Genomic DNA, 21,710 nt, shown 5'->3' on the forward strand with positions numbered 1-21,710 from the left:
GGACAAGGGCGCTCAGCACCACGTGCGGAGTCTCAGCGCAGGCGACGTGCCCCCGCCGAAGGCACCGCCTCGAAGACCCGCGGTGCCGTGAAGCCCGCCGCCGAGAAGGCCTCCGTCACCGCCTTGGTGATCGCGTCCACGTCCGTCTCCTCCGCGAGGACGATCGCCGAGCCGCCGAAGCCGCCGCCGGTCATGCGGGCGCCCAGGGCGCCGGAGATGAGGGCCGTGTCGACGACCAGGTCCAGTTCGGGGCAGGAGATGCGGAAGTCGTCGCGCAGGGAGGCGTGGCCCTGGATCAGGATCGGGCCGATCGCGCGCGTGTCGCCCGACTCCAGCAGGGACACCACCCGTTCGACGCGCTCGTTCTCCGTGACGATGTGGCGGACCAGGCGGCGGACCTCCTCCTCGTCGCCGAGGCGGGCCAGGGCCGCGTCGAGTTCCGCGTACGGCACGTCCCGCAGGGCGTCGACGCCGAGCAGTGCCGCGCCCTTCTCGCAGCCGGCGCGGCGCTTGCCGTACTCGCCCTCGCTGTGCGAGTGCTTGACCTGGGTGTCGACCACGAGGAGGCGCATGCCCTCGGCCGCCAGGTCGAAGGGGATCTGGCGCTGGGAGAGGTCGCGGGTGTCGAGGAACAGGGCGTGGCCCGCCTCGCAGCACGCTGACGCGGTCTGGTCCATGATGCCGACCGGGGCGCCCACGTAGACGTTCTCCGCCCGCTGGCACAGGCGGGCCAGTTGCCAGCCCCGGAGGCCGAGGGAGAAGAGGTCGTTCAGGGCCAGCGCCACGACCACCTCCAGCGCCGCCGAGGACGACAGGCCCGCGCCCGAAGGGACCGTGGAGGACAGGTGGATGTCCGCGCCGGTCACCGCGTGGCCGGCCTCGCGCAGGGCCCACACCACGCCCGCCGGGTACGCCGTCCAGTTCTTGTCCGAGTCGGGGGACAGGTCGTCCAGGCGGAGTTCGGTCACCCCGCCCTCGACGTCCGCCGAGTGGAGGCGGAGCACGCCGTCGTCGCGGCGCGAGACCGCCGCAACCGCCTTGTGCGGCAGGGCGAACGGCATGACGAAGCCGTCGTTGTAGTCGGTGTGCTCGCCGATGAGGTTGACGCGGCCCGGCGCCGCCCAGACCCCGTGCGGCTCGGCGCCGTAAAGCTCCGTGAACCGTTCGGCGACCGCTCCGGCGACCGTGTCGGCAACAGCCTCGCTCATGCCTGACCCCTGACCCTTCGTTCCTGTTCTAGTTGCCGCGCCGCTGCGCGAAGTCCCACGCGTCCGCGACGATTCCGTCGAGGTCCGCGCGGGACGGGTTCCAGCCCAGCTTCTCGCGGGCCGTGGCGGCCGATGCCACCAGGACCGCCGGGTCGCCGCCCCGGCGGGGGGCCACGACCTCGGGGATCGGGTGGCCCGTCACCCGGCGGACCGTCTCGATGACCTCGCGGACGGAGAAGCCGTTGCCGTTGCCGAGGTTGCAGATGAGGTGCTCGCCGGGGGCAGCGGCCTTCAGGGCCAGCAGGTGGGCCTCGGCCAGGTCCGCGACGTGGATGTAGTCGCGCACGCAGGTGCCGTCCGGCGTCGGGTAGTCGTCGCCGAAGACGAAGATGGCGTCGCGCTTGCCCTGCGCGACCTGGAGGACGAGCGGGATCAGGTGGGATTCGGGGTCGTGGCGCTCGCCGTGCTCGCCGTACGCGCCCGCCACGTTGAAGTAGCGCAGCGACACCGCGCCCAGTCCGTGGGCCGCCGCCTCGCCGGTGATCATGTGGTCGACGGCGAGCTTCGAGGCGCCGTAGGGGTTGGTCGGGGAAGTCGGCGCCGACTCGACGATCGGGACCTGCTCCGGCTCGCCGTACGTCGCCGCCGTCGAGGAGAAGACGAGCTTGCGGACGTCCGCCTCGCGCATCGCCGCCAGCAGGGCCATGGTGCCGCCGACGTTGTTGTCCCAGTACTTCTCCGGCTTCGCGACCGACTCACCGACCTGTGAGGACGCGGCGAAGTGCAGAACACCGTCGAACGAGGAGTCCAGCCATTTGGCGGCATCGCGGATGTCGCCCTCCACGAACGTCGCCCCGGCGGGGACGCCCTCGCGGAAGCCGGTCGACAGGTTGTCGAGGACGAGGACCTCGTGACCGGCCTCCAGCAGGTGCTGTGCGACCACGCCGCCGATGTAGCCCGCGCCGCCTGTCACCAGGTACTTCCCGCTCATGAACTCGCTACCTCTCGCAGTCGCTCGGCCGCGCGCTCCGGCGGCACGTCGTTGATGAACACGTTCATACCGGACTCGGAACCCGCGAGGAACTTCAGCTTGCCGGAAGTGCGGCGGATGGTGAAAAGCTCGAGATGAAGCGCGAAATCCTCCCGGACGACCCCGTCGAACTCCTCCAGCGCGCCGAACGGGGCCTGGTGCCAGGCCGCGATATAGGGGGTCGGAGGCTCGCCCGCACCGAAGATCCGGTCGAAGCGCCTCAAGAGTTCCAGGTAAACCTTGGGGAACTCTGTGCGCGCGGCCTCGTCCAGCCCGAGCAGGTCGGGCACGCGGCGCTTGGGGTAGAGGTGGACCTCGTACGGCCAGTGCGCCGCGTACGGCACGAAGGCCACCCAGTGCTCACCCTCCAGGACGACCCGTTCCTCGGCGAGTTCACGCTCCAGGACGGCGTCGAAGAGGTTCTCCCCGCCCGTCATCTCCTTGTGGGCCGCGACCGAGCGGAGCATCGTCGCGGTGCGCGGGGTGGTGAAGGGGTAGGCGTAGATCTGCCCGTGCGGGTGCTGGAGGGTCACGCCGATCTCGGCACCCCGGTTCTCGAAGCAGAACACCTGCTCGACGGAGGGGAGATGGGACAGCTCGGACGTACGGTCCGTCCAGGCCTCCAGCACCAGGCCGGCCTGCTCCTCACTGAGGTCGGCGAAGGCCGCGTTGTGGTCGGACGTGAAGCACACCACCTCACACCGGCCCGAGTCGCCGGCCAGCGAGGGGAAGCGGTTCTCGAAGACGACGACGTCGTAGGACGAGTCCGGGATCTCGCTCAGCCGGTCACCCTCGGAGGGGCACAGGGGGCATTCGTCGGCGGGCGGATGGTAGGTGCGGCCCTGGCGGTGCGAGGCGACGGCGACGGAGTCACCGAGCAGGGGGTCGCGGCGGATCTCGGACGTGGTGACGGTGCGGTCCAGCGGGCGGCGGTCGGCCGCGTCCCGCACGCTGTCGTCACGCAGGTCGTAGTAGATGAGCTCGCGACCGTCGGCCAGCCGGGTCGAGGTCTTCTTCACGCCGCACTCCTCATCCTTCAAACATAACCCAACACACCAAAACACGACCCTCCCCAATTGTCAACATCACAATCAAACAAAGAGCATCAGCAGATGTGTTCAATCCCTGAAGACGGAGGCGTAGATTCCGCGAGGTATCGGTTCACGCAACGAAGCGAGGGCTCATGCATCCCCCCACCACCCTGGCAGCCGAGCTGCGACTCCCCACGAACTGGCTCGACTACACGATCCTCGGCATCTACTTCGTCGTCGTCCTCGGCATCGGGTTCGCCGCCCGCCGCTCGGTGAAGACCAGCCTCGACTTCTTCCTCTCCGGCCGTTCCCTGCCCGCCTGGGTCACCGGGCTCGCGTTCATCGCCGCCAACCTGGGCGCCACCGAGATCCTCGGCATGGCCGCCAACAGCGCGCAGTACGGCGTCTACACCACGCACTGGTACTGGATCGGCGCCATCCCGGCCATGGTCTTCCTCGGCCTGGTGATGATGCCCTTCTACTACGGCTCCAAGGTCCGCTCGGTCCCGGAATTCCTGCTGCTGCGCTTCGACAAGGCGGCGCACCTGCTCAGCTCGGGCCTCTTCGCCTGCGCCGCCATCCTCATCGCCGGCGTCAACCTCTACGCCCTCGCGATCGTGGTCGAGGCGCTGCTGGACTGGCCGCAGTGGGTGGCGATCGTCGTCGCCGGCTTCTTCGTACTCGCCTACATCACCCTCGGCGGCCTGTCCTCGGCGATCTACAACGAGGTCCTCCAGTTCTTCGTGATCCTCGCCGCGCTCATCCCCATCTCGGTCCTCGGCCTGAGGAAGGTGGGCGGCTGGGACGGCCTGTCCGACTCCCTCACCGAGTCCCGCGGCGCCGACTTCATGACCTCCTGGGGCGGCACGGGCATCGGAAGCGACAACCCGCTGGGCGCGAACTGGCTGACGATCGTCCTGGGTCTCGGCTTCGTCCTCTCCTTCGGCTACTGGACGACGAACTTCGCCGAGGTGCAGCGCGCCCTGTCCGCGAAGAACCTCTCGGCGGCCCAGCGCACCCCGCTGATCGCCGCGTTCCCGAAGATCTTCATCGTCTTCCTGGTGATGATCCCGGGCCTGGTCGCCGCGGTCCTGGTCCCGAAGATCGGCACCGCCGGCTCCGACCTCCAGTACAACGACGCGATTCCCTACCTGATGGAACAGCTGCTGCCGAACGGTGTGCTGGGCATCGCCGTGACGGGTCTCCTCGCGGCCTTCATGGCGGGCATGGCGGCGAACGTGTCGTCGTTCAACACGGTGTTCACGACCGACATCTGGGCGAAGTACGTCGTGAAGGGGCGGGAGGACGAGTACTACGTCCGCTTCGGCCGCCTGATCACCGCGATCGGCGTCCTGGCCTCCATCGGCACGGCGTTCCTGGCGTCGTCCTTCTCCAACATCATGAGCTACCTCCAGACGCTGTTCTCCTTCTTCAACGTGCCGATGTTCGTCGTCTTCATCATCGGCATGTTCTGGAGGCGGACGTCGATGAAGTCGGGCTTCTGGGGCCTGCTCGCCGGCACCACGGCCGCGATGGTCAACTACTTCGTCATCTACAAGCAGGGCATCATCGACATCCCCTCCGACCAGGGGGCCAACTTCGTCTCGGCCATCGCGGGGTTCGTCGCGGGCGCGGTCGTCATGGTGGCGGTGTCGCTCTTCACCGCGCCGAAGCCGGCCGAGGAACTCCAGGGCCTGGTCTACGGCACGACCTCACCCGGCATGGCGGAACCGCCGGCGCCCGGGGACGAGGCCTGGTACCGCAAGCCGGCACTCCTGGGCTGGGGCGCGGTGATCCTGGCCGCCGCCTGCTACATCCCGTTCTCGTTCTGACCGAGGGAGGATCGAAAGATGTCCGAGTTCTACTCAGAGAAGGACGTGCAGCGGGAAGTCACCGAGCTGCAGGGCAAGTCGGCGACGGCTGCGCGGTTGTTCGACATCCGGCGGATCATCGGTGGGCTGTTCGTGGTCTACGGGGTCATCGTCACGATCGCGGGCTTCACCGCGTCCGACGCCGACATCGACAAGGCGGAGGGCGTCAACATCAACCTGTGGACCGGGGTGGGGATGCTCGCGCTGGGGGTGTTCTTCCTGGTGTGGCTGAAGTTGAGGCCTGTGGCTCCGCCGCCGCCGGATGTTGGGGCGGGGGATGAAACGAGGGAGTGACGGCGGGCGCCCGGTTGCACGACGGGGGCTTCTGTCTGTGCCGGGGTGAGAGCGACGGTCAGGCGCTACTGCCGGACGTACCGAGGTAAACCTCGGCCCAGACGGTCAGGCTGTCGCCACCATGCCGGGTGCCCCAGCGGGCGGCGAGGGCGTCGGTGAGCAACAAGCCGCGACCTCGTTCCTTCTCCGGGCTCGGGACGCGGGGTGGCGCGGTGAGGGGGTCCGCAGGGCAGCCGCCCTCGTCGGTCACGCTGATCCTGACCGTCTCGGCGTCGATGGCCCAGGCGACGGTGACCGTGTGGCCGTCGCCGTGCTCCAGGGCGTTCGCGACGAGTTCGCCGGTGATCGACTCCAGGTCGTCCGCCGCGCCCTGGGGCAGGCCCCATGCCCGCGCCGCGTCTCGCATGTGGCGCCGGGCGGCGGGCGCGGAGGCGAGGTCGTGGCCGGGGAGGGTGAGCAGGCCGTGAGCCCGGAGTCGGGGCGAGCGGTACGTCAGTACGTCGCGGATCTCCCCCGAGGACGCCGGCACCGCGAGCACTCCGTCGGCCAGGTCGGGTCCGTCCGCCCCCAGTCGAGCGCCTCGCGACCTGGCGACGTCCAGGTCCTGCCGTTCAGCGCGGGTACACACGCCGCTGGCGCCCGGCACTTCGTGATCCTCGGGCGGGACGACGAACGGGAGCCTCTCAACTCAATCGAGCGGACCTTCGCCTGGCTCCATGACTGTCGACGCCTGCGCATTTGCTGGGGACGGCGGGCCGACCTTCACGAAGCATTCCTTGAACTCGCCTGCTACCTCGTCACCCATCGACAGCTCGGCTCATCGCGTCAGCCGTTTTTAGAGCTTGTCGGCACTCCGCGAGTGCGAAGGATCCAAAATCGTCCGCAACCTTCTCCATTAACCCACCGTCAAGGACCCCTGGATTCCATGCATACACCGGAAATTCTCTGTTCTTGTCCGGCAGTGAAGTGTCGAGGACGACCACATCCCACACGTCATCATGCATGATCACCATTAGATGGTGCGGCAGTCCCAACGCTACGCGGTCGCCCAACGTGTCGGCGACCGTGCCCAGAAGGGCATCCCTTCTGGCTGGCGTCTGATAGACGCCGAGGAACTCTTTGGCGCCTATTTCCCATGTGCCGAACTCTTCGAGTAGGCGCAGGTAAGACGGCGGGAAAGCGAGCCCCAGCTCTCGCTCGGCTCTCTCAATCATCGCCGGGGTGCAGCCATCGGCATGGTTCGCGAAGCCTTCGTTCTCCCGCACCAGCCGAATCACCTGCTCGCTCGCTTCGATTGCGCTCGTTGTCATTACTCGAAGTCCTTTGCCTTTTCTTCCGGTATGTGGCGGAGGTTCAGAGACTTGTCCTGACCGATCCTCCCCGGGCCCATCGGCGCCGGGCCCGTGGCGTGCTCGGCAGCGGCCAGCCTCTAGGTGTAGCAGCCGTCTCATGACCGGAGGGGGCGCGGCGCCGGGCGATTCGGTGCGAGCTCACGGGGCGGCGGCCGTCACCGCGGCGCCCGGTAAGTCGCCCCTGAGAGGGCGGCCTCAAGGGCATCGCCCGTCATATCGATGACGATTGCCTCCTCCTGCAGGCTTGCGGGAAGTTGCGCTCGCTCCTCAGTACGGCACACGGCCCTGCCGGTACTCGGGTCGATGATCACAGCTTCCAGCTTGGCGACAAGTTCAGCGACGATGGCGAATACGCCGCCAGCGTCCGGGCGCTCCACCAAGATGCCGGTTTCGTCGGCGGAGATCTCGGCTTCGCTGCCGTCGGATGCCCGGATCCAGAACTCGGCGGTTTGGGATACGTGGTGAAGGATGTTTCCCTCGGGGCGGAAGCGGAGCCGGCGCTGTGGTACGGACACACCCGGCAGGCCCTGCCGAAGCCGGTAGATCTTGGCTTCGGCAGGGCCTGGCATGCGGGGGTCAGGTCCGGAGGCCCTTTACGTGGACCATGCTCCCGTGCCCGTGTCGGTCTGGTTCTTCGACTTCGAATCCCGCCGAGGTGAGAATTCCAAAGAGGGCGGCTTGTATGTGCTGAAGCACCGTGTTGTGGTGACTGACGATCGGCGGCGGATTCGAGTAGTCGATTCCTTGCGCGAAGAGATCGAGAGCTTCATCCCCCAGCTCCGCGTCCACGCTCCAGTCGACGTACACCCCGCCTTCGATGAACGGCGCCACATGCACGTCCGCGCCGGGTCGGCCGTGCGGACCGCCGCTGAGGTCACCGCGGTGTACAGGAAGACCAGCTCGACGCAGTTCCCGGCATACCCGCTCGGCTAGCGCTTGGCGTTCAGCGATGACCTCCGGTGTGGCTGTTGGGTGCATGTCGAAGACGGGTTCAGACATGGGCCTCTCGTTAGTGTGAGGGCATGCAGGCCGACACTCTGTGTCAGGTGAGGGACCAGATTTGCCGTACTGGATGACCCAAGGCATGACCGATCCTCGCGAAGTCCCATGCCCGCCTCACTGGTGGTGTCCTCAGTGAAGGAAGGCTCATGCGAATGAAGCGGCCTGTCAGGCGAAGGTTTGAGGGACGGGGTGGAGCGGAGAGGGGTGGCTCCCTCTCCGCTCCGGCGGCCTCATTCAGCAGCCCGTTACGTGGCGGGAGGGCGGCACGCACCCATCCGCCACGCAGCGGTCATGCCCGGTGATTGAGGCCCTCTGTCACCAGGGCCCGAGGGTGGTCGAACCGGTTTCCGAGCGCGACGAACATGTCGAGAGTCTCTGTGTCGACAGCCACGTAGTTCGCCTTGAGAGCGCACAGGACCAGTCGGTACCCGAGGTCCGCGCAAGCCCGGACAGTTACCTGCTCCAAGGCCGGGACGAGACCCGGCAATGGGAGCGGATAGATCCGGTTCACGACGGTGCCCGTCAGGTCACCCGAGACGCGCCCGATGGCTTGGAGAACGTCCCGCCGTAGTCGGTCGTCCGTCTTCGGAGCGGCCGTAATGGAGACGAACGCAGGGTCGTTGCGGTGCTCGGCTTTGAGCCATGCCTGTTCCATCTTCCGCAGCCAGGTGCGGGCGCTGATGCCGTCCTTGGCCGGGTCGAAGACATGGTCCGTCGCACCTAGCCACACCGTACGGATCGTCGCGTCAGGCAGCGAGGACTCCAGCAGACACCGTACATCCTGCCCCAGCCGTACCGCCGCCGGATGAGGCAGCGCCGTCACCGACCTCTCCGCGACACGGAGCATGGCTTCGACCGGCCCACGCTCGGCGAGGCAGTCGAGTTCCTCCACGGGGAGGTTCTCCAGGTCGTCGCACTGTGCGGCCACCCAGGACAACCCCATCTCTTCCGTCATGGTCAGCTTTCCAGGTAGGCGGTGTAGACGACGTATTTGCTGGGCTTGTGCTGCTTGCCCACGTATTTCAGCTTGATGATCACTGTCGTGCCGGCAGCCACTCCCTGCGGGCCGTTCCTCACCCACTTCTTTCCGAGTGAGGGGCCCATGTCCCGGATCGTCCACTTGATCGTCTTCAGGTCCCGGTCCGGCACGAAGCCGATCTTCTTGCCGATTCGCTGGGCCTGTTGGATTTTCCAGTCGTCCAACTCCTTCGCCTTGCCGGCCTGCTTGATCCACTCCGTCATGGCCTTGTCGACGGCCTCAGCGGCGATCGCCTCGCTGGTCCACCGCGTCGCGATGCCGTTCTTCGACTTCTCCGCCTTCTGTGCCATCGCATTGTCGTTGGGGCGTACGTGTTCCCTCAGTGTGTGGGCTTCCTCGAGCCCCTCGTCGGCCACGATGTTCGTGCAGTTATGGGCGAGGACGTCCTGGGGACGCGTCCCTGCGGTGCCGACGTAGAAAGTGTGCAACCTGTCGACCGTCAGGTCGTATACCTCGCGGGGAGCGAGACCGGACCGGTCCCGGATGTCGGTGATCGTCCGGAGTTCGCCCTCAGGTGTGCGCAGCCGGTCGCCCAGGCGCAGGTCGGAGACCACGGTCCAGCCACGCCCCTCGACGTGGAAGAGATGACCCGCCGTGCTGGTCAGCATCCCGTCGGCCACGGTGATGTCCACCAGGCGACGGGTGTCGTGCCGGAACGTGTCGGTCACTGGCTGAGCGGCCGACCGACCGGATTCCGGATCCGCCGCGAGTACAAGGTCGCCGACGCGTACGTCGCGGATCGCCTTCCGCGAGCCGTCTGCCATGAGCACCCGCGTGTCACCGGGAAAGCTGTTGACCCTGCAGGCGGTGACCACGTCCTCGTAGCCGTTGACCATGCTCTCGATCTTGGCGAGGGATGCCGGGTCCAGATCCAGGGCCTTCAGCGCCTTGTACGCATCGCTGACTCCGACTCCGGTTTGCATCGCGGCATCCAGTGCTCGGATCGCCTCGGCGACCTTGCCGAACGCCTTGCCGGGGACGAAGTTACTCGCGGCCCAGGCGCAGCCACTCACGCTGCCGTGCCAGCAATCGACGAAATCCTGGACCAGGACGGCTTTGAGGATCTTGTAGACGACGGTCTGCTGGATGAGATCCAGCTTGCTGAACGACTGAGTGACCTCCTTCTTCAGGCCTTTGAAAGGCCGCGTGTCCAACAGCACCATGTCCGAGGCGGGGCAGCCGGAGGCGGTGGAGGGCACCTCGGGGTTGGTGCACAGGAAGAAGTCCACCGTGGCGTTGAACGTCACCAGGAACGTGACGGTGCAGCCTTCGAAACCGATCTCGATGACGCATGGGTTCTGCTGCTTGGCGTCAGTGACCTCCACGCTGTCCTCGTTGACGACGTAGAACACGCCCCCGATACCAGTTCCGGCGCCCGTGGAGACCTGCTTGTTGGCTTCCTTCTGTTCGGCTCGTGTCGCTGCTTCCTGGGCTTCCTTGGCGTACTTCTCCGCGTCCTTGGCCGCTTCTTCGGCCTCGGTCGCCGCAGCGTCGGCGCGGTTGGCCGCTGCGCGGGCCTCCTTGGCGGCCTCTTCGGCCTCCGAGGCGGCGGTGCGGGCGGCTTCGGCGTCGAGGGCTGCCTGGTCGGCGGAGTCGCGGGCGTCCTTGGCGTGGTTCTCGGCGCGGCCGGCTGCCTTGTCGGCGGCTTCGGCGTCCTCGGTGGCCTGGCGGTTGTACTCGACGGTGCGGGCCAGTGACGCCGTGGCCTTGGACGCGGCCTTGGCGGCGTCGGCCGCGTAGCCGAGGGCCTCCTTGGCGTAGGTGCGGGCGGTCGAGGCGTGTCCGGCGGCGTTGGCCGCGTGCTGGTAGGCGGCCTTGGCGTCGCCCTGCGCTTGGTCGGCGAGGTTCTTGGCGGCTGAGGCCTCTGCCGCCGCGTTCTTGGCGTGGGCGTCGGCGACGGCCTTCTGCTGTTCGGCGATCGTCTTGGACGCCTGGCCGGTGAGCACCACCAGGCCGGCGGCCGAGTCGGTGTCGACGTACGGGGAGCCGAGCTGGATGGCGTCGTTGGCGGGCTTGGCGACCTGGGCGGCGGCGTTGCCGGCGTCCACGGCGGCCTGGGCGGTGACGTGGGCGAAGCCCGCGGCCTTGGCGGAGGCGGCCAGGGCCTTCCCCGCTTCCTTGCTCGCCGTGTCCGCGTGCGCCTTGGCGGTCTTGGCCTGTTTCTCCGCCTCGTCGGCCATCTCGACGGCCGTCTTGGCCTCGGCGGAGGCGTGCTGGGATGCCTTGATGGCGTCGGCCGCGGCGCTCGTCGCGGTCTTCACCGCGGCGTCGGACTTCAGCTTCGCGGCCTGGGCGTCGTCCGCGTGCGCGCGGGAGCGCTTGGCCGCCGCCTCCGCGCGCGTGGCTGCCGCATCGGCGTCCGCTGCTGCCTTCGTCGCCGCGTCCGCTTCGGAACGGGCCCTCGTGGCGGCTGCCTCGGCGTCGTCGGCGTGCTGGTCCGCCGCGTTGGCCGCGGTGCGGGCGGCGTCGGCTGCTTCGCCGGCCTCCAGGGAGTCGGCGTAAGCGGCCTTGGCGTCGGACTTGGCGCGGGCGGCGTCGGCCTTCTGCTCGGCTTCCCATGCGTCGTCCCGCTTGGCCTTGGCGTTGTCACGGGCCTTGACCGCGTCGTTCTTCTTCTCGACCGCCGTGCCCTCGGCCGCTTCGGCCTTGTCCTTGGCGTCCTTGGCGTTCGTCGCCTCCGCCTCGGCGTTCTTCTTGTGCCGGGCGGCCTCGGCCTGCTTGGCAGCGGCCGTCTTCTTCTCCGCCTCGGCCGTCTTCTCCTCGGCCTCGGCGGCCAGGCGCTTGGCGTGGGCCTCGGCGGCGGCCGCCTTGGCGTCTCCCTCAGCCTTGAGCGCCTCGGCGAGCTTGGCCTCCGCGGTCTCCTTGTCCTTCTTGGCGTTGTCGCGGTGCAGCTTCGCGGCGTCGGCCGCGGCCTTCGCCTGGGACTCGGCCATCGCTGCGGCGGCCTTGCGGAACTCCGCCTTCGACTGGGCCGCCTGGGCCAGGGCGCGCTGCGCGATGGTCGCACTGTCACCGGCGGAGGCGCGGGTGGCGGCCTCGGCGGTCGTACCGGCCTTCACCATCGCTTCGAGCGCCGCTGCCGCGCCGCTGGTGACCTGGGCCTTCTGCTGGCCGACCAGCAGACCACGGCCACGGGGGGCACCGGCCTCGTCGGCGATGGCGTACGCGGCCTTCTGGGCCATGTCACTGGCGGTAGCGGACATCCGCACTGCGGCCAGCTGATCCTTGAGGGCGTCGAGTTGCTTCTTCGCCTGAGTCTGTGCCGCCGCGATGTTCTTCTTGGCCTGGTCGAACTGCGCCTTGTCCGGGTAGAACTGGCTGTCCGTGCCGTTGTGACCCTTGGGGACGATCCGGAACTTCTGCGGGTTCGTGCCGTTGCACCCCCACAGCCAGGAGTCGTGGCTGTTCTCGAACTTGTTCAGGTCCAGGCACTTGTCCGTGGCGACGTTGCGCAACTCGCCGGCAGCGCGGATGTCGAACTTCCACTGCTGCGCCTTGCTGCCGTTGCACGACCAGATCTGGATCTTCGTGCCGTTGTCAGGATTGCTGTTCTCGACGTCCAGACACTTGTCGGCCTTGACGTTGACGAGGTTGTAGCTGTCGCCGGAAGCCTCACGCAGCCGCCACTGCTGCCCCGAGGCGTTGTTGCAGGTGTAGATCTGCACCGGGGTGCCGGAGGTCGTATTGCCGCCCTGCGCGTCCAGGCACTTGCCCTTGGCCGCCTCGACCTGGATGACAGCCGGGGAGTCGCCGATCCAGCCCGCACCGCCGGGAGCCCAGTAGTCCTGCCAACGGACCAGACGGTCGGCGACCCACGAGTGCCCCAGCAGGTTCCCCAACGCCTTCGCACCACTGGCGAGGGCCTTGGTGGCGTCCTTGCTGGACTTCAGGATCTGGTTGCGCTGGACCGCCTGCGAGCTGATTTCCCGCTGCCACTCCGTAGCGGCCGTGTCGGCCATGCCGTCCAGGACCTTGTTCGGGTCGATCGGATCCCGCCAGGCGCACGACGCGTACCTGGTCTTCAGGTCCTCGACCGCGATCCGGTGTTCCGCTGTACCCGGCTCGGGGGCGGTGCGGGGAAACCCGCCGGAGGACAGGAACAGGCGGGCGTCATCGGCGCCCTTGCCGTTGAAGGTGTCGAACAGCCCTTCAAAAGCCCGTTGTTCCTCGTACTGCCTCTGCCACTCACCAGGAGGCAGATCGGGATCGTAGGGCTTGTCGCCGTAGAGGGGGGTCCCCAGATCGGTGACGGCCTTCATGGTCTTCGCGTCGGCCTTGGGGGTGGGGTCCTCGTAGAAGTCACCTTCGCGCTTCCAGAACCTGTCGGCGACCCAAGAGGTCAGTCCCGTCTGCGTATAGAAGTCGTCCTCCTCGCTGCCGGTCGAGCCGGGCGGGTCTCGCCAGTCGGCCAACGAGTCGAAGCCGCCCGGTTGCTCCAGCCCGTCGAGTGGCTTGCCCCACTCCCCGAGCCGACTGTTGAGGGCGTCGAGCTCCTTCCAGGCCGCGTCCTTGTCCCGCTCGTACGCCAAAGCCAGCGGGGTGTCCTCCCAGTGCTCCGGGTTGGCCAGCGCGTGCAGCTTGTCCGGCGGCTGGTTGAGTCCGTCCTGCGCGGTCGCGGCCATGGACGGCCCGCCCAGGCGGAGCACATCCGCCATCAGGCACTGGTCCTGCCGGAGCTGCTCGGCCGCCGTGTCGTCGGACCAGTCGGACGAGTCACTCGCCGGGGCAGCCGCCTCCGTGCCGGTGAGCCGATCCAGCACGTCGGGCTGGACGGCCACGCCGGCCAGTACGGCCACGGCCGCCGCGGATGTGACGGCAGAGGTCAGGAACCGGGGTCTGCCCGGTCTGGACATGAAACGGGTCCTGGGCAGGAAGGGCCCTGGTCTTGGGCGCAAGGAAGCATCCCCCTCGTAACAAAGGAAGGCTGCCAGGGGTGCCCGTCAGGAGGAGCGGAGGAGATGCGTGAAGAGCCGGTGTCCCGGCATGACGGTGTGCCCCTCCCCGCGGCGACGGTGTCCCCCCGGTCGCCGGTTGACGCGCGCTGTGGCGGATTGGTCAGCTCCGCCGGGCGCGACGATCACTTTAGGTACAAGGGTTCGAATCGACCAGGGCATTTCTTGGAGGTCGGAGCAGGGTGGCGCGAAAGGAGCCATGGGACTTCACTCGCCCGGCGAGCACAAGTCCCCGTGGCACCTGTGGGTTTACTGTGCGCATCTTGTGAACACCCTGTTGAGTCGAGTGCCTCGGAGGGCTGAGATCGACCGGAACCCACCCATGCCATACCGTTCGATACGGCTGGTCAGGCCTCCGGCCCCGGGTCCCGGGCCACCGGGCCCGCCCGGTCCAGCAACCCCGTCCGAGCCGCCAGCGCCGCCGCCTCCAGGCGGGAACCGACGCCCAGTTTCATCAGCACCCGCTGGACGTGCGTGCGCGCCGTCGACGGGGCGATGCCCATGCCCGCCGCGATCAGCCGCGTGTCCTCGCCGTCGGCGACGCGGACCAGGACCTCGACCTCCCGGGGCGTGAGCATCGACAGCAACCGCTGGCCCTCGTCGTCCGGTTGGGCCGCCGGGTTGAGCAGCTCGCTGAACGCGGCTTGCAGCAGTTGGGGCGCCACCGCCGCCTCGCCCGCCCGGGCCTTCATGATCGCCCGCTCGACACCCTCTATGCGCTCGTCGTGACGTACGTACCCGGACGCCCCCGCGGCGAAGGCGGCCGCGATGCCGCGCGGGTTGGGCACCGGGCCCAGGACCAGGACCGCCACCTGCGGGCGCTCCCGCTTGATCCGCACCACCGGGTCGAAGATCCCCGGCTCCGCCGGCGTGGCCGTCCCCAGCAGGCACACCTCGGGCGCCCGCGTGATCACCAGCTCCGCCGCCCCCGCGGCCGGTGCCGCCGCGGCCAGCACCCGGTGCCCCCGCAGCTTCAACGCCGAGGCCAGTGCCTCGGCCAGCAGTCGGTGGTCGTCGACCACCATCAGCCGCACTCCCATCGAGCAACCCCCCAGTCACCCCGGTCCCCCCAGATGGAAGCCCCCCGGCTCCCCCGCCTTCATGCCCCCGGAAGCTACACGCTTGTTCGACGTTGCGCTCCCCCTACCCGCGAGAATCGCCCCGGATCGCCGAAATTCCTCTCATTCGAGGTTGACTGAGCCAAACGCGAACGGTCCCGCCCCTGAGCAGGGACGGGACCGTACCGGCACCGAGTCGATCACCAAGTGGCCATCGATCGATCAGCTCGTACCGAAGCCGACCGCCAGGTACTCCTTCTCGCTCGTGCTGCCGCTCCGCTTGCTGGCGTACACCTTGGACATGAACAGGTGCCCGTCGCCGTACAGCAGCTCGGAGTACTCCGGCGACATGCCGGCCTCCACGTCGCGCACCGAGTCCGTCGCCGGGTTCTCCAGCAGCTTCGTCTGCTTGAAGCTGCCCCCGTCGATGCTCACGATCTGACCGCCCTTGTCGTAGGGCGGCCGCTTGTACGCGATCAGGCTGCCGCCGTCCATGCGCAGCGGCGAGATCGTGTAGCCGTCGCCCGCGTCGGCCCGCTGCCCGGTCTGCTTGCCGGTGGAGAGGTCGAAGGCGACGATCTCGTTGGTCTGGCTGTACTCGCCGCTGCCGTCGTGCTCCTCGGTCGGCAGGTACAGCCGGTCGTTGCCGACGGCCAGCTGGTTGCAGTACTCGATGCGGGTGACCCCCTCGCAGCGGGCCGCGAACTGCTCGCCCGGCGCGGAGATGCGCGTGCGCAGCTTGCCGGTCTTGTTGTCGATGGAGAAGAAGTCGGAGATGCCGCTGCCGTCGCCCGCGGAGTCGCCGACGTCGGCGGCCACGACGAGCGGGTTGGTCGACACGACACTCGCGTACTCGATGCCCTGGGTCATCTTGTACTCCGAGATCACCTTCCCGGATTTCGGGTCGATGGTCTGGATGTGCAGCTGCCGCTGCCCGTACGTGCCGCACTTGCGCACCGCGACCAGCTTCTCGCCGCCGCCGTACCCGGCGTCGTAGCAGGAGTCGGTCGGCTTCGGGCTCCACAGGAGCTTGCCGGAGACGTCGAAGGCGCCGCCGCCGCTGGTGCTGCCGACGGCGACGGTGTCGCCGCTGATCGTGACGTTGTCGAAACTGATCAGCTGGTCACCGGTCTTGAGGGTCTTGGTCCACAGCTTCTTGCCGGCGTCGAGGTCGATCAGGGCGATCTGACTGCACCCGTGCGACGGGTCGGCCTTGGTCGGCATCGCCGGCTGGTAGAGGACCGCCGTCATGTTGTCGTCGGTGACGTGACGGCTCGCCTGGCAGACCGGGCCGGCCAGCGGGATCGTCCACTGCTCGCCGCCCTTGTCGCGGTCGTAGCCGACGATCTCGGCGATCCCGCTCTTGGCGTACGTCTTGTCGGTGAGCCACGACCCGGAGACGACGACCGTGCTGTCGTTCTTCACCTCGGGCATCGGGACCTGGAAGAGGACCTTGGCGCTCGGGTCCGCCGGGGCCTTCTCCTTGCCACCGGAGGTGGTGCCGCCGTTGCCGCCCTTCCCGTCGTCCGTGCCGCCGGTGCCGCCGCCGGAGCTCGCGGTGTCGTCCTTCTTGCCGTCGTCCTTGGACGTGGAGTACCAGACGCCGCCGCCGACGATCAGGGCGATCGCCACGACCGCGGCGACGATGATGGCCAGCTGCGCGTTGAACTTCCCGCCCCCGCCCGGCTGTCCGGGCTGCGGCTGGAGCGGCATGGTCGGCTGCGGATAGGCGTAACCGGGCTGCCCGTACCCGGGCTGGCCCGGCTGCCCTGGCTGGCCCGGCTGCCCGTACGGCGGCTGCGGCGGCTGCCCGTACGCCCCCGGCTGCTGACCGGGATAGCCGTAGCCGGGCGGAACCTGCGGAGCCTGCGGCGGCTGGGGCGCCTGCGGAGCCCCCTGCGGATAGCCGTACCCGGGCTGCGGCTGCTGCGCGGGCGGCGGGGGCGGCGTCTGCGGGGCCGCGGGCGGAGGCGTCTGCGGGGCCTGCGGGGCCTGCGGGGCCTGCGGGGCCTGCGGGGCCTGCGGGGCCTGCGGGGCCTGCGGGGCCTGCGGATAGCCGTATCCCGGCTGCGAGGCCTTGTCGAGGTTCGGCCCACCCGCGGGCGGGCCCTGCGGGGGCTGGTCCGGGGGCGGCCCGAAGCCTCCCCCGGGCGGGGGCTGCTGGGGCGGCGGAGGCGGCTGGGTCATGGCGTGAGTACCTCGGGGAAGGGGACGGACGACGAAGAAGAAGGCGGATCCGAAGGGGGAAGAGTCACTTGCCGTAGGCGAGCATCAACTTCTCCTTCGTGTCGTCGTTTCCGCTCAGCCGCGTGGTCGAGATGTAGAAGCGCCCGTCGACCCAGTCGGTGTCCTTGGAGAAGAAGCCGTTCTCGATGTCCGCGGCGCCCTGCGGGTTCTGGAGCAGCTTGACCGGCTTGTGGTCGCTGCCGCCGGTCGGGATGGACACGATCTGGCCGCCCGCGTCGTACGACGGCTGCACATAGGCGATGAGCTTGCCGCCGTCGACCTTCATGGGCAGCATCGACTCGTCGGCCGGGGACTTCACCCGCCACTTCTCCTTGCCGTCGGCGAGGTTGACCGCGACGATCTCGTTGGCGCCGGTGGTCGCCTCCGTCGGGAGGTAGAGCGTGGTGTCGTCGACGGCGACGCCCTGGCAGCCCTGGAGGTCGCGTTCGAGGATGGCCCAGCCGCACTCGGGGGCGAAGTCCTCGTCGAAGCCGACCTGCGAGCGGAACTTGCCGCCGGAGGTGAAGGTGGAGATGTTCCAGGCCTTCTTGTCCTTGTTGGTGCTGTAGACGACCAGCGGGCTGACCGAGTAGGTGCGCGCGACCCGCCAGCCCTTGTCGAACGGCTGGGTCCACTTCGCCTTGCCGGTCTTCGGGTCGAGCTCCTGCACCTCGTCGTGCTCCTTGTCGGTGCCCGCACCGCAGGAGGAGACGGCGATCAGCTTCTCGCCGCCGGCGAACGCGGACGGGAAGCAGGCGCTGCCGTACTTCTTCTTGTCGAAGAGCTTGTCGCCGTTGGTGACGTCGTAGGCCGTGCCGGACTGGGAGCGGCCCACCATCAGCGTCTTGCCGGTGACGGACAGTTCGACGGAGAGCGTGGAGTCGAACAGGGCGCCGTCGCCGACCTCCTGCTTCCAGCCCTTCTCCCCCGTGTTGAGGTCGATCTCCTGGAGCTGGTTGCACTTGGCGCGGTCGCTGCTGCCGCTCATGTACGCGACGACGATCTTGTCGTCGGACGTCTTCTGCGGGGTGGTCGCGCAGATCTTCTGCGGGAAGGTGATGGCGTCCCAGGTCGGCTTGCCGTCACCGACGTTGTAGGCGAAGAGCTGCTTGTACGCCGCCTTCACCGCCGCCTTGTCGGTGATCCACATGCCGGGGGCGTCGGCGCCGGAACCGGGGGCGTCGGGCGCCTCCTTGTACCAGAGGACCTTCGCCTCGCCTGCCTGGCGGCCCTCGTTGAGGTTCTCCGGGTCCTCGCCGCCGTCGCCGCTGCCGTCACCGGGGTTGACCGGGGCGGAGGAGTTGGGCTTGCCGTCGTCGGTCGGCTGGGCGACCGGCTTCTTCTTGCCCTTGCCGTCGTCGCCGCCGGTGACCGCCCACATGGTGCCGCCGACCACGAGCAGCGCGGCCACCGCGGCGCCGATGATCAGGGCGGGCTTGCCCTTGAAGGGATTGCCCGAGCCGCCCCCGGGCGGGGTGCCGGGCGCGCCGGGGTACTGCGGCTGCTGCGGGTAGCCGTAGCCGGGCTGGCCGTACGGGCCCGGCTGCTGCGGCTGGCCGTAGGGGCCGGAGTTGTACGGCCCCGGCTGCCCGTACGGCCCGGGCTGCTGCGGAGGCTGCTGGGGGTAGCCGTATCCAGGCTGCGGCGGCCCCTGCGGGGGCGGCGGTGTCTGGGGCGGTCCCTGGGGCGGCGGCGGGGTCTGCGGTGCCCCGAAGCCACCACCCTGCGGCGGCTGGTTCTGCGGTGCTCCGAAGCCACCGTGCGGCGGCTGACTGGGCGGCTGAGTCATCAGCGGCTCCCCCGTTCGATCACTGATTTTTAGCCACGCCCTGAGATACGAAATGGGCTCAGAGTCGCTTCATAAAGTTCTAAGACGACTCTTTGTATCACCAGGTTCCGACAGCGACCGGGCCGTCTCACCCCCTGTTCCCAAGGGCGGACCGGCCCGTGATGCCGTCGTTATGCGCCTTCACGCACCCTTCACGCGTCCTCGGCGAGTTCCAGCCAGCGCATCTCCAGCTCCTCGCGCTGACCGGCCAACTCGCGCAGCTCGGCGTCCAGTTCCGCCACCTTCGAGAAGTCCGTGGCGTTTTCGGCGATCTGCGCGTGCAGCTTGGTCTCCTTCTCGGAGACCTTGTCGAGCTGCCGCTCGATCTTCTGGAGTTCCTTCTTGGCGGCGCGCTGGTCGGCGGAGCTCTTCTCCGGGGCGGCGGTCTGCGGCACCGCGGCGGGCGTCGAGGCGGCCGCGGCCTCCTCCATGCGCTGCCGCCGCTCCAGGTACTCGTCGATGCCGCGCGGCAGCATCCGGAGGGCGCCGTCGCCGAGCAGCGCGAACACCCGGTCGGTGGTGCGCTCGATGAAGAACCGGTCGTGGGAGATGACGATCATCGAGCCGGGCCAGCCGTCGAGCACGTCCTCCAGCTGCGTCAGCGTCTCGATGTCGAGGTCGTTGGTGGGCTCGTCGAGGAAGAGGACGTTGGGCTCGTCCATGAGTAGCCGCAGCAGCTGGAGCCGCCGCCGCTCACCGCCGGACAGGTCCCCGACCGGCGTCCACTGCTTCTCCTTGGTGAAGCCGAACGTCTCGCACAACTGCCCTGCGGTCATCTCCCGCCCCTTGCCCAGGTCGACGCGCTCGCGCACCTGCTGCACGGCCTCCAGCACGCGCGTGGCCGGGTCGAGTTCGGCGACCTCCTGCGAGAGGTAGGCGAGCTTGACGGTCTTGCCGACGCGGATGCGCCCGCCCACCGGCTGGGTCTCGCCGTCGGTCCGGGCCGCCTCGGCCATGGCCCGCAGCAGTGACGTCTTCCCGGCGCCGTTGACGCCGACGAGACCGATCCGGTCCCCCGGCCCGAGCTGCCAGGTGACGTGCTTGAGGAGGACCTTGGGGCCCGCCTGGACGGTGATGTCCTCCAGGTCGAACACGGACTTGCCGAGCCGCGTGGACGCGAACCGCATCAGTTCGCTGCTGTCCCGGGGCGGCGGTACGTCCTTGATGAGCTCGTTGGCGGCCTCGACGCGGAAGCGCGGCTTGGACGTCCGGGCGGGCGCGCCGCGCCGCAGCCAGGCCAGCTCCTTGCGGACGAGGTTCTGCCGCTTGACCTCCTCGGTGGCGGCGATGCGTTCGCGCTCGGCACGGGCGAAGACGTAGTCGGAGTAGCCGCCCTCGTACTCGTAGACGTCTCCGCGCTGGACGTCCCACATGCGTGTGCACACCTGGTCCAGGAACCAGCGGTCGTGGGTGACGCAGACGAGCGCGGACCGGCGGTTCTGGAGGTGCCGGGCGAGCCAGGCGATGCCCTCGACGTCGAGGTGGTTGGTGGGCTCGTCGAGGACGAGCAGGTCCTGCTCCTCGATGAGCAGCTTGGCGAGCGCGATACGGCGCCGCTCACCGCCGGACAGCGGGCCGATGACGGTGTCGAGCCCCTTGGGGAACCCCGGCAGGTCGAGCCCGCCGAACAGGCCGGTCAGGACGTCCCTGACCTTGGCGACGCCCGCCCACTCGTGGTCGGCCATGTCGCCGATGACCTCGTGGCGGACGGTGGCCTCGGGGTCGAGGGAGTCGTGCTGCGTGAGCACGCCGATGCGCAGACCGCCGGAGTGCGTGACGCGCCCGGTGTCGGCCTCCTCCAGCCTGGCGAGCATCCGGATCAGCGTGGTCTTCCCGTCGCCGTTGCGGCCGACGACGCCGATGCGTTCCCCTTCGGAGACGCCGAGGGAGACGCCGTCGAGCAGGGCGCGGGTGCCGTACACCTTGCTGACGTTCTCGACATTGACCAGGTTGACGGCCATTTCTCTCCTGACGAGGGGGGTGGATCGACCCTCCAGGGTAGTCGGGCGGCGGGGTGCTCCGGCCGGGGTGTTCAGGAGTGCTCGGCGGCCTCCCGGCGGCGCCACTCGGACCGCCACGTCGCCCTGGCGCCCAGTCGTCGTACCACGGGCCGTCCGGGTCGACGGGTCCGATCCGCCGGTCGCCCTCCACGCAGCGCGGGTCGTCGCGTTCGGCCAGGCCCCGCACTGCATGGGCGCGGACCACCTGGGACGCGTCATGGGTGAGGGCCGCCAGCGCGTCACCGATCTCCGGGCCGTCCTCCCCGGTGAGCCCGTTCAGTACCGCCGCCAGCACCCCCAGGTCCTTCTCCGGGCGGCCCAGGGGGGAAGACCTCCTGCCCACGGCCGTCGAACGGCGCGTGCCCCAGGGCGTCGCCCAGGGGCAGGCCAGCAGCAGCTCGGCTGCGAAGAGGCGAGGTACCTTGTCGGCCGCGCGGCTCAGGGCCACGGCCGCCGTCCAGGTGTCCTCGTCCAGCCGCCGGGCGGGCGTGGACACGGCCTCGGACCAGACGGCGTGGTCCCGGTCGGGCCGTACGAGCGCCCGCGCGAGCAGTTCTCCGAAGAGCGTGGGCATACCGAAGTCCGCCCCCAGGCGGGACAGGACTGCCGCGTGTCCGTCCCGTGCGGTCAGGCCGCCCACTGTGACCTGGTCGTAATGGCAGAACCAGTGCCGGTCCTCGACGCGGTTCCGCTCGGCCGGCCCCGTCGCGCCGGTTCGGCACCGCAGCTCGGCCTGCACGCCGGTCCGGGTCCCGTGGCGGGCTCGGTCCAGCGGCTCGTCCCGGTCGGCGCCGCCTGGGAAGTGTCGTCACATGGGCT

15 protein-coding genes and 1 pseudogene are annotated in these 21,710 nt (G+C 69.0%); 3 read left to right on the forward strand and 13 right to left on the reverse strand.

Features of this window, described 5'->3' with window-relative positions:
* Positions 1–32: 32 nt before the first annotated feature.
* Genes galK through galT form a run of 3 tightly spaced genes read right to left on the reverse strand, consistent with a single transcriptional unit; the run spans position 33 to position 3,257 of the window.
* Positions 33–1,208, reverse strand: a complete 1,176-nt coding sequence (gene galK / locus ABFX81_RS23885) for a galactokinase (RefSeq protein WP_086841403.1) — start codon at positions 1,206–1,208, stop codon at positions 33–35.
* Positions 1,209–1,236: 28 nt separating this feature from the next.
* Complete coding sequence (galE, locus tag ABFX81_RS23890; protein WP_086841405.1) at positions 1,237–2,199, reverse strand: UDP-glucose 4-epimerase GalE; 963 nt, start codon at positions 2,197–2,199, stop codon at positions 1,237–1,239.
* Positions 2,196–3,257, reverse strand: a complete 1,062-nt coding sequence (gene galT, locus ABFX81_RS23895; protein WP_086841407.1) for a galactose-1-phosphate uridylyltransferase — start codon at positions 3,255–3,257, stop codon at positions 2,196–2,198. The genes galE and galT overlap by 4 nt, the downstream gene beginning before the upstream one ends.
* A gap of 164 nt (positions 3,258–3,421) precedes the next feature.
* Here galT and ABFX81_RS23900 point away from each other — a divergent pair, with 164 nt between their 5' ends.
* Both ABFX81_RS23900 and ABFX81_RS23905 read left to right on the forward strand, forming a co-directional pair.
* On the forward strand, positions 3,422–5,101 hold the full coding sequence (locus ABFX81_RS23900) for a sodium:solute symporter family transporter (protein WP_086841409.1): 1,680 nt from the start codon (positions 3,422–3,424) through the stop codon (positions 5,099–5,101).
* Between the two features lie 18 nt (positions 5,102–5,119).
* The gene (locus ABFX81_RS23905) at positions 5,120–5,434 is read left to right on the forward strand and encodes a hypothetical protein (protein WP_086841411.1); all 315 of its coding nucleotides are present in this window, start codon (positions 5,120–5,122) and stop codon (positions 5,432–5,434) included.
* Between the two features lie 58 nt (positions 5,435–5,492).
* On the opposite strand, the gene ABFX81_RS23910 is transcribed toward ABFX81_RS23905, so the two are convergent.
* On the reverse strand, positions 5,493–6,062 hold the full coding sequence (locus ABFX81_RS23910; protein ID WP_346138626.1) for an ATP-binding protein: 570 nt from the start codon (positions 6,060–6,062) through the stop codon (positions 5,493–5,495).
* Positions 6,063–6,125: 63 nt separating this feature from the next.
* Between ABFX81_RS23910 and ABFX81_RS23915 the strand changes: the two are divergent.
* A pseudogene (locus ABFX81_RS23915) lies at positions 6,126–6,233 on the forward strand (IS5/IS1182 family transposase); the annotation flags it as partial.
* On the opposite strand, the gene ABFX81_RS23920 reads toward ABFX81_RS23915, so the two are convergent.
* From ABFX81_RS23920 to ABFX81_RS23960, 9 genes are all read right to left on the reverse strand, one after another.
* Entirely contained in the window at positions 6,232–6,885 is a 654-nt protein-coding gene (locus ABFX81_RS23920) for an SMI1/KNR4 family protein (RefSeq protein ID WP_086841412.1), read from the reverse strand. The pseudogene ABFX81_RS23915 and the gene ABFX81_RS23920 sit on opposite strands and share 2 nt — an antisense overlap.
* A gap of 56 nt (positions 6,886–6,941) precedes the next feature.
* Complete coding sequence (locus ABFX81_RS23925) at positions 6,942–7,355, reverse strand: hypothetical protein (RefSeq protein WP_086841414.1); 414 nt, start codon at positions 7,353–7,355, stop codon at positions 6,942–6,944.
* 7 nt (positions 7,356–7,362) lie between these two features.
* Complete coding sequence (locus ABFX81_RS23930) at positions 7,363–7,785, reverse strand: hypothetical protein (RefSeq protein WP_086841416.1); 423 nt, start codon at positions 7,783–7,785, stop codon at positions 7,363–7,365.
* A 292-nt stretch (positions 7,786–8,077) separates the two neighbouring features.
* Positions 8,078–8,743 carry a hypothetical protein gene (locus ABFX81_RS23935; RefSeq protein ID WP_086841417.1) on the reverse strand — a complete coding sequence of 222 codons (666 nt, stop codon included), beginning with the start codon at positions 8,741–8,743 and terminating at the stop codon, positions 8,078–8,080.
* 2 nt (positions 8,744–8,745) lie between these two features.
* On the reverse strand, positions 8,746–13,680 hold the full coding sequence (locus ABFX81_RS23940; RefSeq protein WP_086841419.1) for an RICIN domain-containing protein: 4,935 nt from the start codon (positions 13,678–13,680) through the stop codon (positions 8,746–8,748).
* 446 nt (positions 13,681–14,126) lie between these two features.
* Positions 14,127–14,819, reverse strand: a complete 693-nt coding sequence (locus ABFX81_RS23945) for a helix-turn-helix transcriptional regulator (RefSeq protein WP_346138628.1) — start codon at positions 14,817–14,819, stop codon at positions 14,127–14,129.
* A gap of 240 nt (positions 14,820–15,059) precedes the next feature.
* On the reverse strand, positions 15,060–17,024 hold the full coding sequence (locus ABFX81_RS23950; protein ID WP_346138629.1) for an outer membrane protein assembly factor BamB family protein: 1,965 nt from the start codon (positions 17,022–17,024) through the stop codon (positions 15,060–15,062).
* Positions 17,025–17,088: 64 nt separating this feature from the next.
* Positions 17,089–18,852: an outer membrane protein assembly factor BamB family protein gene (locus tag ABFX81_RS23955; protein WP_346138630.1), complete on the reverse strand. Its 1,764-nt coding sequence runs from the start codon at positions 18,850–18,852 to the stop codon at positions 17,089–17,091.
* Positions 18,853–19,043: 191 nt separating this feature from the next.
* Complete coding sequence (locus tag ABFX81_RS23960) at positions 19,044–20,852, reverse strand: ABC-F family ATP-binding cassette domain-containing protein (RefSeq protein ID WP_346138631.1); 1,809 nt, start codon at positions 20,850–20,852, stop codon at positions 19,044–19,046.
* Positions 20,853–21,710 lie beyond the last annotated feature (858 nt).

Source organism: Streptomyces coeruleofuscus (assembly GCF_039532725.1).
GTDB lineage: Bacteria > Actinomycetota > Actinomycetes > Streptomycetales > Streptomycetaceae > Streptomyces > Streptomyces coeruleofuscus.

Bases quoted from the DNA above. Each gene is read 5' to 3' on its own strand.
- galK (WP_086841403.1), bottom strand. From the start codon at position 1,208: ATGAGCGAGGCTGTTGCCGACACGGTCGCCGGAGCGGTCGCCGAACGG.
- galE (WP_086841405.1), bottom strand. From the start codon at position 2,199: ATGAGCGGGAAGTACCTGGTGACAGGCGGCGCGGGCTACATCGGCGGC.
- ABFX81_RS23900 (WP_086841409.1), top strand. From the start codon at position 3,422: ATGCATCCCCCCACCACCCTGGCAGCCGAGCTGCGACTCCCCACGAAC.
- ABFX81_RS23905 (WP_086841411.1), top strand. From the start codon at position 5,120: ATGTCCGAGTTCTACTCAGAGAAGGACGTGCAGCGGGAAGTCACCGAG.
- ABFX81_RS23920 (WP_086841412.1), bottom strand. From the start codon at position 6,885: ATGAGACGGCTGCTACACCTAGAGGCTGGCCGCTGCCGAGCACGCCAC.
- ABFX81_RS23925 (WP_086841414.1), bottom strand. From the start codon at position 7,355: ATGCCAGGCCCTGCCGAAGCCAAGATCTACCGGCTTCGGCAGGGCCTG.
- ABFX81_RS23930 (WP_086841416.1), bottom strand. From the start codon at position 7,785: ATGTCTGAACCCGTCTTCGACATGCACCCAACAGCCACACCGGAGGTC.
- ABFX81_RS23935 (WP_086841417.1), bottom strand. From the start codon at position 8,743: ATGACGGAAGAGATGGGGTTGTCCTGGGTGGCCGCACAGTGCGACGAC.
- ABFX81_RS23940 (WP_086841419.1), bottom strand. From the start codon at position 13,680: ATGTCCAGACCGGGCAGACCCCGGTTCCTGACCTCTGCCGTCACATCC.
- ABFX81_RS23945 (WP_346138628.1), bottom strand. From the start codon at position 14,819: ATGGGAGTGCGGCTGATGGTGGTCGACGACCACCGACTGCTGGCCGAG.
- ABFX81_RS23950 (WP_346138629.1), bottom strand. From the start codon at position 17,024: ATGACCCAGCCGCCTCCGCCGCCCCAGCAGCCCCCGCCCGGGGGAGGC.
- ABFX81_RS23955 (WP_346138630.1), bottom strand. From the start codon at position 18,852: ATGACTCAGCCGCCCAGTCAGCCGCCGCACGGTGGCTTCGGAGCACCG.
- ABFX81_RS23960 (WP_346138631.1), bottom strand. From the start codon at position 20,852: ATGGCCGTCAACCTGGTCAATGTCGAGAACGTCAGCAAGGTGTACGGC.